This is a genomic window from Leptolyngbya sp. CCNP1308, assembly GCF_034932455.1.
Taxonomy (GTDB): domain Bacteria; phylum Cyanobacteriota; class Cyanobacteriia; order Phormidesmidales; family Phormidesmidaceae; genus Nodosilinea.
The window spans coordinates 18743-32862 of record NZ_JAYGIH010000116.1; the positions used below are offsets into that span (position 1 = coordinate 18743).

The following is a 14120-nucleotide window of genomic DNA, read 5'->3' on the forward strand; positions in this document are numbered from 1 at the left end:
TCAATTCATGCTGTTTCCAGTCTATCTGGGGGTGGGGGCGTTTAAGCTCCACCCCCATTTTGTGTTTGAGGTGGTGGCCTACGGGGTCGCCATGGGGCTACTGCGCCGCAACGTCACCCAGGACGCTATCCCCCTGAGCCAGCGCAGCTCGGTGGTGGTGGGTGGGCTGATTGGGGCGCTGGTGGGGGCCAAGGTTTTGGTGCTGCTCCAGCATGGGGATTTGTTATGGAGCGACTGGCGATCGTGGCTGCTGCTGGGCTTGCAGGGCAAAACCGTGGTGGGGGCGCTGCTGGGCGGGCTGATCGGCGTCGAGCTGACCAAAAAATGGATTGGTCTGACGCAATCGACCGGCGATGCCTTTGTGTTTCCGCTGCTGGCGGGGACGGCGATCGGGCGGGTGGGGTGCTTTTTGACCGGGCTGAGCGATCGCACCTACGGCACCGTTACCGCCCTGCCCTGGGGAATCGACTTTGGCGATGGTCTGCCCCGCCACCCCACCCAGCTTTACGAGATTGTTTTTTTGATCATCCTTGGATTTTTTCTAGCCTGGCACAGTCGCCGCGATCGCCCCTCGGGAGAACGCTTTCAGCTTTACCTGGTCGGCTACTTGAGTTTTCGCTGGGCGGTTGATTTTCTCAAGCCCGACTTTCAGCCGCTCTGGGGGCTAAGCTTTATTCAGCTTGCTTGCCTGCTGGGTGTAGCCTATGGGCTGCGACAGCTTTCGCGGCGGGAGATCACAGTTTCGTAGCAGCGCCCCCATGCCCACCCGCCCCTACCTGTTCTACGCTCTGACCAACAGCCTGTGCTCGCGCTGTCTGGGTAAAGTTGAAGCCAAAATTGTCTTCCAAGACGGGGGTGTATATCTGATTAAGCACTGCCCTACCCACGGGCGCGAGGAGGTGCTGATTGCCGACGACGAAGAGTATTACCGGCAAACCCAGGCATTTATCAAACCGGGGGATATGCCCCTCAAGTTCAACACCCCCATTCGCTACGGCTGCCCCTACGACTGCGGCCTCTGCCCCGACCATGAGCAGCACAGCTGCCTGACGCTGATCGAACTGACCGATCGCTGCAATCTGAGCTGCCCCATCTGCTATGCCGATTCAGGCGTAGAGGAGCACAACGCTGCTAGCCAGCCCCGCCGCCATCGCTCCCTAGCCGAGATCGAGCGCATGCTGGATGCAGTCGTCGCTAACGAGGGCGCACCTCAGGTGGTACAGCTCAGCGGCGGCGAACCCACCCTACATCCCAACTTCTTTGAAGTACTAGAGCTGGTCAAGGCCCGACCGATTCAGCATTTGATGATCAACACCAATGGGTTGAGAATTGCCCAGGATGCGGAGTTCTGCGATCGCCTTGCCGAGTACAAAACCGGCACCGAGATCTACCTGCAATTCGACAGCTTTGAGGAGAAAGCCCTGCGCGAACTGCGAGGGGCTGACCTGCGGGCCACACGGCAGCAGGCGATCGATCGCCTCAACGGTATCAACCTCTCCACCACCCTGGTGGTCACCCTCAAAAAAGGGCTCAATGACCACGAAATTGGCAAAATCATTGACTATGCCCTGGCCCAGCGGTGTGTGCGCGGCGTGACGTTTCAGCCGATCCAGGCGGCAGGAAGATTGGAAGGGTTTGAGGCGGGGCGCGATCGCTACACTCTGACCGAAGTGCGCCGCGCCATTCTTAACCAAAGCCCCCACTTCAAACCCCAGGATATTCTCCCCGTACCCTGCCACCCCGACTCGCTGGCGATGGCCTACGCTCTCAAGGTTAAAGGTCAAGTAATCCCTCTCACGGGCATGTTCTCCACGCCCACCTTCGTGGAGATGATGCCCAACTCGGTGCTCTACGAGCAAGATCCCCAGCTCAAACAAAAAATCTTCGAGCTGTTTTCCACCAGCCACTCCCCGCAGTCGTCGGCCAAGGCGCTAAAGCAACTGCTTTGCTGCCTGCCCCAGGTAGCGGTGCCCAGTGGCATCACCTACGAGAATATTTTTCGCATTATGATTGTGCAGTTTCTCGACGCCTACAATTTTGATGTGCGATCGGTGAAGCGATCGTGCATTCACATCGTCCACCCCGATGGCCGCATCATCCCCTTCGACACCTACAATCTGTTTTACCGGGAGGGCAGCGCCGGAGCCGCCAAACTGGCCGAAGTTCAAGCTGCTACCCCCACCCTAGCGCCATGACAAACCCCACCGATGCCCCACCCCCAAACGATCCTACGCCCCCCAATGAGACCCTGGAAATTGTCAAGGGTATGCTGCTGCTGCTGGGCTGTCACGTTGTGGCAGGGGTACTGATCTTTCTTCTGGGGTTGGTGGTGGCCGTAGTCGGCATTGGTAACTACTTCTTTGTCTATCCCTGGGTAATTGGGGCGGCTGGGTTCTTGTTTTGGCAGCTGATCTACGTAATTCCGCTAGTGATTACCCTTCGGCGGCGACGGCTCATAGCCAGGTCGAAGGGGGTCATCATTGCCGCTGTGCTGACAGCCCTGGTCAACGGAGCCTGCTTCGTCTCTATGTTTGGCGTCGGCTAGAGAATGCCCGCCCCAGTGAACAGTCAAAGCCCTGGGCAGCGATCGCAGCACCAGCCCGACGAAGCCGCGATGGCGCAACACTGAGCTGGCCTATCGCCATCGACCACCAAGCACATTCAATCGAGACACATTCATAAGTGGGCAGGGAACCCTCGTTATCCCTGCCCACCCATGCCCCTACTCTCCGCAGTAGGCAATCAAATCAATCTCCACATCCCCATAGCCCGCCAAGGCCGTGACCCCAACAGTCGTGCGACTGGGCTGGGGAGCATCGCCAAAGTACGACTGATAGATGGCGTTCACCGCTTTGTAATAGCGAAAATCGGTGACAAAGATCCTCGCCATGACCACCTTGTTAAAACCGCTGCCCGCATGGCCAAGCACTAGGGTGAGGTTATCCATCACTCGACGGGTCTGTGCTTCGATGGGGCCTTTAACCACTTCGCCCGTGGCCGGATCTTCTGCTAACTGCCCGGTGACGAACAAAAAGTCTCCCGCCCGCACCGCGTGGGAGTAGGGCGCTACCGGGGGCAGCAGATTATTGGGCAGGGTCATGAATTCCAGCATAGGGGTAGTGCTTGCAACAACAGCCCTAGAGTGTAGACTAACCTGCGATCGCAGCGTGAACGATTCAATGCTTCTGCCAAAACATTGAGATAAAAACCTCTAAAACAGAATATCGGGAGCCAGGTGGGATAAATCCACCGGGTAGATCCGGCTCTGCTGACCTGCACTCACACTCCATAGATACTGGGTGGGTGCTAGCCCGTCGGCGCTGGTCTTGGAATGGCAAGCTACCATCGCCTGCGGTCGCGGCAGCCCGGCCGTACGGTTAATAATGCGGCCTTCGTCGTTAATCAGCGAAAATCCCCCCTCTGGACTCAGTAAGCCATAGCCCACAGCGGTTTCAAACAGCCACTGGGGGGCGATATCGAGCCGATATCGCAGCATCCTAAAGGGCTTTAGATCGACAATCAGCAAGGCATTAGGGCAGTTTTCTTCTAGGGCCAGGTAGCGGTAGGGGGTCTGGGTGGGCACCAGGGTATGCAGAGGCACTGAGGCTGAAACCGACCCCAGGTAAGTGCCCCGGCGGGTGATCGCGTGAAATAGCGTACGGCTGCCTCGGCGTACAACCAGCGCGGCGTGGCGGTTATCTGGAGCCAGCAGGTCGATTAGGCGATCGCCGCTGCTACCGGAAATCACCACAATTGCCGGGGCCGATATTTTCACCCCCTGCCCCGAAGACATCGTCAGCTGACGCAGAGACACGGCAAAGGAATTTCCGGTCGCCGGCTGGGCCGTGGCAAACCAGCGCCCATGGGGGGCAACCGCTACCCCGTCGGGGCAAAGGCCGTGGGCAATGCAGCCCAGCCCGTGGGTCATCGATAGCAAATGCAGCGATTCGGTGGTGACCAACAGGCCACCTTGGGGGGTCGGCAAAAACCGCCGCACGGGGGCAGGTAGCGTAAACCCTTGGCTATCTTTGGGCGTTGTCATGCCCGCTTGGGGCCAGTGATAAAACCACACCCGCTGCTGGCTACAGGTCACCAGCAGATGGCCCTGGTGGGGCAGAGGCACCAACCCCATCACAGCCGTGGGATGCGGCAGCGTTACAAAGGGCAAATCTGCCGCTAAATCTAGCTCCGGCAGCGCTTTGGCAAAGGCGGGCTGACCCAGCAGCTCCTGGGTTTGATAAGTCTGGTAGACCGCCATCAGGTCGGCGCGCATGTCACGGGCCCTGAGGTATCGCTTGGGCAACAGCTTTTGGAGTGCTTTGCGCAGTACCTGACTAAAGGGCTCGGCTACCTGGGTGGGCACTATCGGCGGGCGATTGAGGTGGGCCACCATCAGCTCCATGGGGGTGCCCGAAAAAGGCCGCTGGCCCAGCAGCAGCTCGTACAAAATAATGCCCACCGCATAGAGGTCGGCGGCGGGAGGATGCTGGTTATAAAACCGCTCTGGGGCCATATAGGCCGGTGAGCCGGTGTGGCCCATATCGGCCTGGGTGGCCTCCTGGCTGAGGCGGGCAATGCCCAGGTCAGACACCCGCGCCACCCAGCCGCCGGGCACCAGCTCCATAAGAATGTTTTCGGGCTTGATGTCGCAGTGCACAATGCCCTGGCGATGGGCGCACTCTAGAGCCGCGAGAATATCTAGGACAAAGCCCAGCACCTCTTGAACGGTGAGTACGGTGTCGCTTTCGAGCAGCGATCGCAGCGTGCCGCCCTCGCAATAGTCGAGTACCAGCTGACGGCCACTGGTAGAGTGCTCCAGCGCATGGCAGGTGACAATGCTGGGATGCTCAAGGCTAATCAAAAACCGCAGCTCTCGCAAAAACTTGTGGGTGGGAAAGCGGTCTTTGTGAAGGTCTTTAATCGCCACCAGGTCGCCGGTTTTGCGGTGGATGGCGCAGTAGACGCGACCAAACTGCCCATGCCCAACCAGCCCTAGAATGTAATACTGCGATCGCCGAATTTGCCGGGTGAGGGCCACCGTTTGGTTACCCCTGCTGCATCAGGGTTTGCATAATCGCCTGGTGGGCCTGGCCGCTAGCCACCATCGCCTCTACGGGCTGGAGCCGTTTTTCTAAACCTAGAACAAAGCGGTTGCAGTCGTCGCCTTTGGCGGTACAGCTGGTTTGGGCGCAGCGCAGCTCGCGTCCGGTAAGCTGGCTAAAAAAGATTTCAAGAATGCCGCGCTCCAGATCGCCCGCCGGTTTTTGGCCCTGGGGGGCGGCGGCGGTAAAGGGAGAATGCCAAATCTCAACCCCCAGAAAGCCGCGATCGCGATAGGTAATATCCAGATGAATCTGGCCCCAACCGTGGGTCTTCCAACACTGCTGTAGCGACTGGAGAAATTCAGCCATCGACAGACTAGAGAGAGGTTGCTTATAGTAGTCGGCCAGTTCTTCACAGAAGCGGGCATAGAAGTTTTTGCCCCACCAGCGGCCACAGTTATAGAGCACCAGCCCCGACGCCTGACCGGTTTCTTTTTCTAGCCCAGAATAAATCGCCTGGAGCAGCGAATCAGGGATGGCCAAGAGGCGATCGCCGCGACGATTTTCCAGCAGGCCCAGCTCAGTCGAGCCCCGCACGTAGAGATCTTGGGCGAAGTAGTTGCCGGGCAGCCGGCCATCGGTGAGTAAATCGGCAACAGAAACCATAGTTAACGTCCTTCACAGGTAGTAATGGTGGTGGTCAGACCCGCCGAGCACTAGCGGGACGGGGGCAACCCCCAACGGCCAAACCGCTTCAAACTCGCCTAGAGTAACCCGGCCAGGGTGACGGTTTCGCGAGTGTTCAGCATCAAGCCTTTGGCCTTCTCTAGGCTGGGCTTGAGCAGGTTGAGCTGGGCCGGCGAAAACACCTTGGCCAGCTGCTGATGCAGCAGCTGAAACAGCTGTTGATCGACGGCCTGGGTTTCATAGGCTTTAACCATCTCGGGCAGCCAGCCCTGCAAGCGCTCTTCCACAAAGCCATCGTCGTCGAGCAGCATCGCCATAGCGGCGTAGCGCAGCACCATTAGCCCGTTGCGCACGCTGCGCTCCACTAAAGGCTCGGGGTGGCCCGCCTGCTGCTGGAGAGCATCGGCAATGGGCTGCATAATGGCGATTTCCTGATCTCGCAGGGTGCGGTAGACTGCCATGCGCTCCGGAATTGAGCTGACGTACTGACTCAAGATGCTGAGGTCGTTGGCGTCGAGGTATTGCTTGTCGGGCGAGTCAAATAGGGTGTCGAGCTTGAAGGTCATGGCAAAATTCTCCGGGGAAGTGGGGCGCAGGTAGGTGGTCGAGGGGGTTAGCGCTTACCGTCAGTGAGCGAGTCTAGCAATGGCACAGGCTAGCCAAATAGGTCAGAGAACCCGTCTAGGGTCAAATCGAGATTGGGGTCAGCGGCAGGAGTGGCCGTCGCCGCCAGGGGAGAGATGGGTACACCGATGGTAGGCTGACCATCCCAGGCAATGTTTTGGAAGAAATCGCTAACGGTCATGGTCATGGTTGACTCTGATCGAGCGGTAGCCCCCAGTCCTGGCATAGCGAGGGTCGACCGCCCATCCCAAGCCACAGCTTGAAAAAAAGACTGCACCGTTTCCCTTAGCCAGGGTTGAGCGGACTGAGACTCTTCGGGGAACATGCTCATTGGCCACCTTCCCCGGCCCGCAGGCGCTTCTCAATATCGCGAGCATTGGCCCCTTCATTCATCCAGAAGGAGGCAGCATCAATGCGCTCACGGCCCCCCAGCAAAAACTTGCAGTAGGTTTCGCCCATGGAGTAGCACTGAATCTCAATGCAGCTCAGCTGCTTGCGCACCATCTCAGTAAAAAATCCGGCAAACAGACCGGCGTAGAGGTGGCAAACGGGCTTGCCCACGTCGCCCAGAGTGCGGGCCACAGCGGAGTCAAACACGTTGATGAACATAAAGCCCTGCTTGCGATCGCTCATATCGACCTCCCACCGGCCCCAGCCCTGGGAAATGAAGGGCCACCACCAGGTTTCGAGCAAGAACATCAGGTTGGCGCGGCGGGGGCTCATGGCAAATTCGCGCTCAAACCAGGCTTCAAATACCAGCGAGTCGTGTTTGCCCCACTCCAAGCCCACGGTGTACATAATGGCGGCCGAGGCGTCGCCGACTTCTTCTTGCAGCCCCTCAAGCAGGCCAATGATGAAGTCTTCGCTGGTAAGCACATTGCGGGTGTCGTTCCAGTCGGTAATGGTGCCGTAGTCACCATTAAATTGAAAGAAGTCCCGCAGGGCATAGTGGTTATGCTTTTTGGGAAATTTTTGGTGCAGACGGTGGGCGGTCTCTGTGGACATAACCATAAATCGAACAGGCCTTGTAAGACTGTTTTCAGTGATAGCTGTAATGTGCCCAAGCCAACGCAAAATTAACAGTGCTGGGGCGCGATCGCACCATCCCTAACCCGCCTGCATCAGGCTGAAACCGCCAGACAGAAGGCATCATCCCTGCCCCTACCCCTCGGCTGTGATACAAAACGTAGTAATCGCCCCACCCAAGGTCATACGACTCAGCTCCAGGATGGGCAAAAACAGGATTAGCTCTTCACCATTGAGATGCTGAGCCATCACCTCCTGCATGGCAGTGTAGGTGAGATTGCAGCTCTCCTGAGCCCCAAAGGCTCGCATGATGGTTTGAAACCACAGCAGCAGGGTGTCTTTAAACCGTTCCGAGTCGTCGAGCAGCAGTGCCGTGGCGCTGTAGCGCAGCACTCGCACGGTGTCTCGCTGCCACTTGGCGGCCAAATCTTGCCCGCCCACCAGAAATATATCGGGCCGTTGAACCTTGAGTCGAGTCAAAACCTGACTGATAATCTGCTGCTCGGCTCCCTGAATTTTTTGATAGGCCCGCAGCCGGATGCCAACAGAGCTTAGATATCGCTGAAAAAACATCAGCTCTTGATCGGAGGCATAGCGCCCGTCCGTGGCTTGCGTTAGGGCCTGAACGTTAGTGAACATGCTGGGCCAGTCTCCTATGGTCGGTGATATCTAGAATTCCCTTGTGTTGCGAAGTGTAAACAAAATCGTGACCAAGAAATTTTAATCATCGTCCTCAGCATTCTTCTGCCCCCTGAGCGGTCGCTGATTTGTCAATCTAGGCTGCGAACTGATTACCCCATAATCTCCCTTGATTTTTGCGGATCCTGTTTTTGGGGCTGCAATAAAACTTAAAACCCCTGTCGCCATGACGCTAAAGACTCGTAGTAATCTGGTGGACATGGAATAACCCCCTATCCAAGCTTAGCCACGGCTTTTTGCAATGAGCCTGGGCTGAGGTTTGGCCTGGGCAAGCTGCCATTAATATTGATTTTCAAGAGGGCATTGTTCATGGTTCAACGTGGTTCTAAAGTTCGCATTCTCCGCAAAGAGTCTTACTGGTTCCGGGAAGTCGGCACCGTTGCCACCATCGACCAAAGCGGCATCAAATACCCCGCGGTAGTGCGCTTTGACAAAGTCAACTACGCCGGCATCAACACCAACAACTTCGCTCTGGCCGAGCTGCAAGAGGTTGAGGCCCCTAAGGCTAAAAAGCCTGCTGCCAAGGCCGCTGCTGAGGGCTAAGCGGAATCCTCTAGCCCCTGCTGAAAGCTGCCTTCAGCGCTCTGACAGGAACCCTAGGAATCCAACCAGCTCCATACAGCACCTTCAAGGCCCGTGCTTCGGCATGGGCCTTGGTCGTTTGGGTGTTTTGTTCTCCGAGCGATCGCTATAGTTTAGGGACACGCCGCGAGGGGGCAGCAGCCCAAAGGTTAAACTGTGCCAGAACTACCTGAAGTTGAAATCGTGCGGCGCGGCCTGGCGCGGGTAACACCAGGCCATCGCCTAGAGGGGGGGCAGGTGCTGTTGGCCCGGGCGATCGCCCATCCAATCAACAATGAAGCCGCGTTTTTATCTGGCATCACTGGTACCAGCCTGTCGGCCTGGCACCGTCGGGGAAAATATTTGCTGGGGCAGCTTACCCAGTCCGACGGCAGCGCTGGCGGCTATCTGGGGGTACACCTGCGCATGACCGGGCAACTGCTCTGGCTCGACCCCAAAACTCCGGTGCAACCCCACTGCCGGGTACGTCTCTGGCTGAGCGATAACCACGAGCTGCGCTACGTCGATCAGCGCACCTTTGGCCGTCTCTGGTGGGTACCCCCTGGGGCTGTCCCCGAAAGCGTGATGACGGGCCTAAAAGCCCTAGGGCCAGAACCCTTTGACGACAGTTTTTCGGTAGCTTACCTGCGCCAGCGCCTCAGCCTCAGCCGTCGCCCCATCAAAAACGCCCTGCTCGACCAGAGATTGGTGGCAGGCGTTGGCAATATCTACGCCGATGAGGCGCTATTTTTAAGCGGTCTTAGGCCGCTCACCCTCAGCGATCGCATTGGGCCTCAGCAACTCCAGCGACTGCACAACGCTATTCGTGAGGTACTTACCACCAGCATTGAATCAGGGGGCACCACCTTTAGCGACTACCGCGACATCTACGGCATCAACGGCAACTACGGCGGCGTTGCCTGGGTTTACGATCGCGAAGGCGAACCCTGCCGTCTATGCGCTACCCCTATTTGTCGCCTCAAGCTAGCGGGGCGATCGGCTCACTACTGCCCTAAGTGCCAACGTTAAAGAGGGATAGCGCTAGGGAGATACCGGAAAATTTCGTGTACAGTAGGGCTGAGGTTGACAGTAAATAGATCTATGGCAGCAACTCTAAAGCGTGGCGACCTAGTACGAGCCGTACGCGACAAGCTCGAAAATAGTCTGGAGGCCACCGCTAGCGATACCCGGTTTCCGTCCTATCTATTTGAAACCCGGGGAGAAATTTTAGAGACTAGTAACGACTACGCCCTGGTTAAGTTTGGTGAGGTACCAACTCCAAATATCTGGCTGCGCCTCGACCAGCTAGAAAAGTTTTAGACCTACCCTGGCATATAAGGCTGGAATAAGTAGATCGAGGCCACAAACACAGAGCGGACTAAGGCTTTCAAGCAACCTTAATCCGCTCTGCGTTTTGTTCCGGGCTGAGTTTTAACCCAAAGTATCTACAATTCAGAGTCGATGGGAAGGCCACCAGATTCAATAGGGCTAGCTAGATCGGTAGACGTAGCCGACGATGCCTCAGGAATCGGAAAAGCTGGCCTATCAAGGGCAATTTGCAGAGCCTCGGGCCGAGTACTGGTGGCCATCCGCCAAGAAGAACTGCCTGCGCCAGCTCCACCCGATAAAAGATTGATTACACCAATGGCAGCTACCCCAAGACCCGCCATCGTCACTAACTTAAGTCGACGGTTGAGGCAATGGAACACACCAACAAGGGTAGCTTCTGCATCACAATCGGAGGAGCCCCTCTGAGTGCGCAAACCCTGACGCAGCGTAAGCAAACGATTGTAGAGGGCACGGGCACTGTCGTCTTGCTGGAGCCAACATAACACTTGCTGACGCTCTTCAGGAGTGACCTCGCCATCGAGATAGGCGCTTAGCAGCTCGAAGCGATCGCGCTTAGTAGCATCTAAGTCATGACAGCAGGGCAGTATAGATATCGGGGACTCATCTGAGTCAGCAGCACCGCTGGAGGATGAACGCTGAACCTGGCTAGGCATATATGGAAAAGTAGCCATACCAAAAACAACACCTGGAGTAAGCAACTAAACAACGACCGTGGCGAACAATGCCTCAATCTAGCACTTTGCTAGACCAAACAATGTTTACCAACGCTACTGATCATAATGCCAACCCCTTAAAACCGGTATACTCCGTGGGGGAATTCTGACAAGCAAAATATATATCCTCAGACAGAGACGTTTAGTTCTACTTAGGCATAGCTATATAGACGTGCAGTTACTCCCAATCCGTTCCTTCAATGCGTTGCAAATTGCTAAAAATGCAAAGCTGGTTGGCAGAGCACCCCAAATATGTTTGTTCTAATGGCCAAGATAGGGCTGCAGATCGGCCTGCAACCGCTGTCGAGCGCGGGCAATGCGAGACTTAACAGTACCCAACGACACCCCAGTCATTTCAGCAATCTCTTCATAGGAGAGCCCCTGAATCTCACGCAACACAATAGTGGTGCGAAAGACTTCGGGCAGATCGGCAATGGCCCGATGCAGCTGATCATAAAATTCTCGGGTCATCATGGTATCAACAGGACCAGGAGTACTAGCGGGTACGTCCCAGTCAATGCTGCCATCTTCAAGGGCTAGGGGGGCATCGAGGGAGAGAGTGGCGCGGTTGCGCTTACGCCGCCGCAGTTCGTCATAGAACAAGTTGGTGGTAATGCGACCCAACCAACCCTTAAACTTGGCGGGATCATTCAAGCGGCGCATGTTGCGGTACACCCGAATCCAGACCTCTTGAGCAAGGTCCGCCCGATCAGGCCAGTCGGGTGCAAGGTGGTAGAGCAATTTATCCACATGGCCTTGGTAGCGGCGCAGAAGTTCGGCGAACATCATTCGCTCGGGCCGTAGCCGTTGCTGGCAGAGGGCTACCAGTTCCGTGCTAGTCAGCTGTTCAGGCTTAACAGCAACCTTGGGGGCGCTGATGGAAACAGGCCAGGTCGAGAACATGGATTGACTCATAGCGTTTGTATATTAGGCCGACATTGCATGGCCACCAGCAAATCACAAGGGTTTGCATAAGAGTGGCGCTGTGGCTCCAAAGAGAGACGTGATTAATGTGAAACATTGTGACGAAGGCAACCGCGTTCCATAACTTCCCTTGTGCCTGTGAATTGTCTGGCACACCACTAAAAGGCAGGAGTCGCCCTCACCCGTAAGCACCAAAATTGATTTTTAAGTCTGCCATTGGAGTGATATAACAGATGGGTGGATTAATCACATAGTAGACATACCTTCTAGGAGAGGTGGCAGAGTGGTCGAATGCGCCCGACTTGAAATCGGGTGTGCGCAAGCACCGAGGGTTCGAATCCCTCCCTCTCCGTACCGCAGTTCGTCAGGTTCTGATGAAGTGGGATCCCATCAGCAGGTACTGCCGAGATTTGGCCTTTCCAATGCACAATCGCAATTGCTCCAGCAATTCATTAGGACGATGACACCCGCATAGGTAGTCCTGGCAGTGCTCCTAAACTTCGTGAGCGATCGCATATCAGTTAACGAAGTAGGAGCTTTATCCATTGGCGTTCCAGATTAGATCATCGCCGATTGCCTTGCGGACGCCGCTACGACAGACAGTGTTTTTCTAAAGCTACTGGCAACGCTCAAAGCAATTTGATGGAGCCGTTGCTTCTGCTACTCGATTTTACCTGTAATTTACCTGTAAGCTTTCTACGAGGCTCAGCAAGTCATGCCTGCTATGCAGCTTACGCGCCTTTCTAGCCTTTCTATTCAGCCCATTGCAGCGCTTCTGGGCGAGGCTAGTTTTCTTGGAAGTTGCGAAACGCTCTAGGTCAGCACCCATTTAAAGATCGGAGTTAACCTCGAAAGAAGCATGTGTCATTCCTTCACACATAAATAGTATCACTCTTCAATCACAAGCCCTGTCGACTTTATTGGTGATCACTTTCACAGAAGGTAATTGCTCAACTCAGTAGCCAATCAGACTGGTGTGAGGTAAGGGCATGAGAAATGGCGTTGAAGGCAGACATACCCTGACGACGAGCGGTGTTCACCAGCGAGCGTACCTGGGCGAACAACTCCGCACCCCAGTCGGAGCGAAAGCCGTGGGTGACCTTGCGAAAGACCACACTCCAGCGCGGTGCTTGTTCACTGGAATTGTTGGTCGGCGGCACCGTCTCATCGTCGAGGAACAGCAACAGATGCTCTCAGATCTTTTAGTAGCGCTTGAGCAATCGCTGCCCCTCAGGGGACTTGGGCTTTAAATTCAAGATCTCCCGCAAGGTGCCTCGGAATCGAGAGTGGTATTGCCCAAGGGTTGATTCAGCCAACTGATGTCGTCGTCGGTTCACCGCAATAGCGCGCAATAACAGCCGCTTCATCCGGGGGGCAAAGAGGTCATCGCCTGCATCAATGGCATACTGACAATCCCGCAGCTGATGGGCCAGACAGACTTGCCAACGCTCGGCGGGATGGGCCTTTTGAGCACTGAACAAATCGGAGACCCAGACCTGAGGGCGATGGCCTGCCATCATCTCATCAATGACGACTTTGCCCCGACTGGGACGAATCACATGCAAGCACTCCTGGCCATTCTGGAACACCCACTCCCACTGGTTGCGACCGTTGAGCCGGGCACTGGTTTCATCGCTGCACACCAGACGCGCGCGGCGCAACCGCTCGACAATCCGTGCCACTGGCGCGGCAAGCTGGGTTTGAACCCGCTGGAGCAGATTTGCAATCGCCCCTTCGGAGATCGTCACCCCGTACAGATCCCCCATCAGTTGGCTGAGCCACTGATAGCTCACCGCATGGTGGTACCTCAGATATGTCACCACGCTGGCAATACTCTGTCCAAAGGGCGAACCGGGCGCTAACCCGACCGGGACGGGGGCTTCATAGCGCTGCTGACAGCACGGACAGTCTCCCCCATACCGTTCTACTCGGGTCACTTGAGGGCGAACCTGGGGTAGTTCAATCCGCTCATAGACAGCTTTAAGTTGTTGACTGGCTCGCTCTACCGCCGTGCCACAGTGAGGGCAACGGCTCACTTGCGCGACCACCACTTGGTCGGGAGATGCACTCAGGTCTCGTCCCCCACCCGCTCGGCCCACGCTTGCAGTTCGCTGGCTTCGGCTGGGCTTGGAACCCTCTGAGTTTGGCTTAAAACCCTTTGCCGGTGGCAAACTCGAATTGCCCGACGTCTTCTCAATTCGCTTGCCTTTGAGCCTCTCGACCTCTGTCTGCAAGGCTTGCACCATCTGCCACAGCTCTTGAATCAGAGCGTCTTTCTCCTCAGAACTGAGGCCTTCTAACGGCGGCAGGTCTTTCATGCCAAAAGTCTACCACCCTCGCTCATCCGCCGGTATCCGTCAACCCAGTTGATCACTTTCACAGAAGCTTAAAGCAAATGCTCAGTCAAGACAGCGCCGAGGCAACCTCTAAGAGTATTAAGTCAAATAATTTTCCTTAAACGAACCCCCCTCTACTTCTTAGAGTAGAGGGGGGT

17 protein-coding genes and 1 tRNA gene are annotated in these 14120 nt (G+C 56.2%); 7 read left to right on the forward strand and 11 right to left on the reverse strand.

All coding sequences use genetic code 11. From position 1 onward, the window contains the following. Window positions 1-7: 7 nt before the first annotated feature. The 3 genes from VB780_RS30315 to VB780_RS30325 are packed head-to-tail and all read left to right on the forward strand — an operon-like array spanning window position 8 to window position 2545. Window positions 8-748 carry a prolipoprotein diacylglyceryl transferase gene (locus VB780_RS30315; protein WP_323354925.1) on the forward strand — a complete coding sequence of 247 codons (741 nt, stop codon included), beginning with the start codon at window positions 8-10 and terminating at the stop codon, window positions 746-748. A 10-nt stretch (window positions 749-758) separates the two neighbouring features. Next, window positions 759-2195: a radical SAM protein gene (locus VB780_RS30320; RefSeq protein ID WP_323354926.1), complete on the forward strand. Its 1437-nt coding sequence runs from the start codon at window positions 759-761 to the stop codon at window positions 2193-2195. Beyond that, a complete protein-coding gene (locus tag VB780_RS30325; protein WP_323354927.1) occupies window positions 2192-2545 on the forward strand; it encodes a hypothetical protein in 354 nt (117 codons plus the stop codon). Before VB780_RS30320 ends, VB780_RS30325 begins: the two co-directional genes overlap by 4 nt. Window positions 2546-2722: 177 nt before the next feature. On the opposite strand, the gene VB780_RS30330 is transcribed toward VB780_RS30325, so the two are convergent. The 7 genes from VB780_RS30330 to VB780_RS30360 form a co-directional block, all read right to left on the reverse strand. Continuing rightward, window positions 2723-3112, reverse strand: a complete 390-nt coding sequence (locus tag VB780_RS30330) for a RidA family protein (protein ID WP_323354928.1) — start codon at window positions 3110-3112, stop codon at window positions 2723-2725. Window positions 3113-3211: 99 nt separating this feature from the next. After that, window positions 3212-5038, reverse strand: a complete 1827-nt coding sequence (locus VB780_RS30335; protein WP_323354929.1) for a serine/threonine-protein kinase — start codon at window positions 5036-5038, stop codon at window positions 3212-3214. A gap of 7 nt (window positions 5039-5045) precedes the next feature. Beyond that, the gene (locus tag VB780_RS30340) at window positions 5046-5708 is read right to left on the reverse strand and encodes a V4R domain-containing protein (RefSeq protein ID WP_323354930.1); all 663 of its coding nucleotides are present in this window, start codon (window positions 5706-5708) and stop codon (window positions 5046-5048) included. 98 nt (window positions 5709-5806) lie between these two features. Continuing rightward, a complete protein-coding gene (locus VB780_RS30345) occupies window positions 5807-6295 on the reverse strand; it encodes a hypothetical protein (protein WP_323354931.1) in 489 nt (162 codons plus the stop codon). A gap of 89 nt (window positions 6296-6384) precedes the next feature. Then, a complete protein-coding gene (locus tag VB780_RS30350) occupies window positions 6385-6684 on the reverse strand; it encodes a hypothetical protein (protein WP_323354932.1) in 300 nt (99 codons plus the stop codon). After that, on the reverse strand, window positions 6681-7364 hold the full coding sequence (locus VB780_RS30355) for a V4R domain-containing protein (RefSeq protein WP_323354933.1): 684 nt from the start codon (window positions 7362-7364) through the stop codon (window positions 6681-6683). Before VB780_RS30355 ends, VB780_RS30350 begins: the two co-directional genes overlap by 4 nt. A 150-nt stretch (window positions 7365-7514) precedes the next feature. Continuing rightward, the gene (locus tag VB780_RS30360; RefSeq protein ID WP_323354934.1) at window positions 7515-8018 is read right to left on the reverse strand and encodes a phycobilisome protein; all 504 of its coding nucleotides are present in this window, start codon (window positions 8016-8018) and stop codon (window positions 7515-7517) included. 369 nt (window positions 8019-8387) lie between these two features. On the opposite strand from VB780_RS30360, the gene VB780_RS30365 reads away from it, so the two are divergent. The 3 genes from VB780_RS30365 (at window position 8388) to VB780_RS30375 (ending at window position 9959) form a co-directional block, all read left to right on the forward strand. Then, complete coding sequence (locus VB780_RS30365; RefSeq protein ID WP_323354935.1) at window positions 8388-8621, forward strand: photosystem I reaction center subunit IV; 234 nt, start codon at window positions 8388-8390, stop codon at window positions 8619-8621. Window positions 8622-8816: 195 nt separating this feature from the next. Next, complete coding sequence (locus VB780_RS30370) at window positions 8817-9668, forward strand: DNA-formamidopyrimidine glycosylase (RefSeq protein ID WP_323354936.1); 852 nt, start codon at window positions 8817-8819, stop codon at window positions 9666-9668. Between the two features lie 72 nt (window positions 9669-9740). Further along, window positions 9741-9959 carry an NAD(P)H-quinone oxidoreductase subunit O gene (locus VB780_RS30375; RefSeq protein ID WP_323354937.1) on the forward strand — a complete coding sequence of 73 codons (219 nt, stop codon included), beginning with the start codon at window positions 9741-9743 and terminating at the stop codon, window positions 9957-9959. Between the two features lie 125 nt (window positions 9960-10084). Here VB780_RS30375 and VB780_RS30380 read toward each other — a convergent pair whose 3' ends face one another. After that, on the reverse strand, window positions 10085-10660 hold the full coding sequence (locus tag VB780_RS30380; protein WP_323354938.1) for an anti-sigma factor family protein: 576 nt from the start codon (window positions 10658-10660) through the stop codon (window positions 10085-10087). A 303-nt stretch (window positions 10661-10963) separates the two neighbouring features. Then, a complete protein-coding gene (locus VB780_RS30385; protein ID WP_323354939.1) occupies window positions 10964-11617 on the reverse strand; it encodes a sigma-70 family RNA polymerase sigma factor in 654 nt (217 codons plus the stop codon). Between the two features lie 278 nt (window positions 11618-11895). Here VB780_RS30385 and VB780_RS30390 point away from each other — a divergent pair. After that, window positions 11896-11978: transfer RNA gene (locus VB780_RS30390), tRNA-Ser, on the forward strand. 598 nt (window positions 11979-12576) lie between these two features. Here the strand turns inward: VB780_RS30390 and VB780_RS30395 are convergent. Together VB780_RS30395 and tnpC are read right to left on the reverse strand one after the other, a co-directional pair. Beyond that, window positions 12577-12810, reverse strand: a complete 234-nt coding sequence (locus VB780_RS30395; RefSeq protein WP_323354940.1) for an IS66 family transposase — start codon at window positions 12808-12810, stop codon at window positions 12577-12579. 18 nt (window positions 12811-12828) lie between these two features. Beyond that, a complete protein-coding gene (tnpC, locus tag VB780_RS30400; protein WP_323354941.1) occupies window positions 12829-13944 on the reverse strand; it encodes an IS66 family transposase in 1116 nt (371 codons plus the stop codon). Between the last annotated feature and the right edge of the window lie 176 nt (window positions 13945-14120).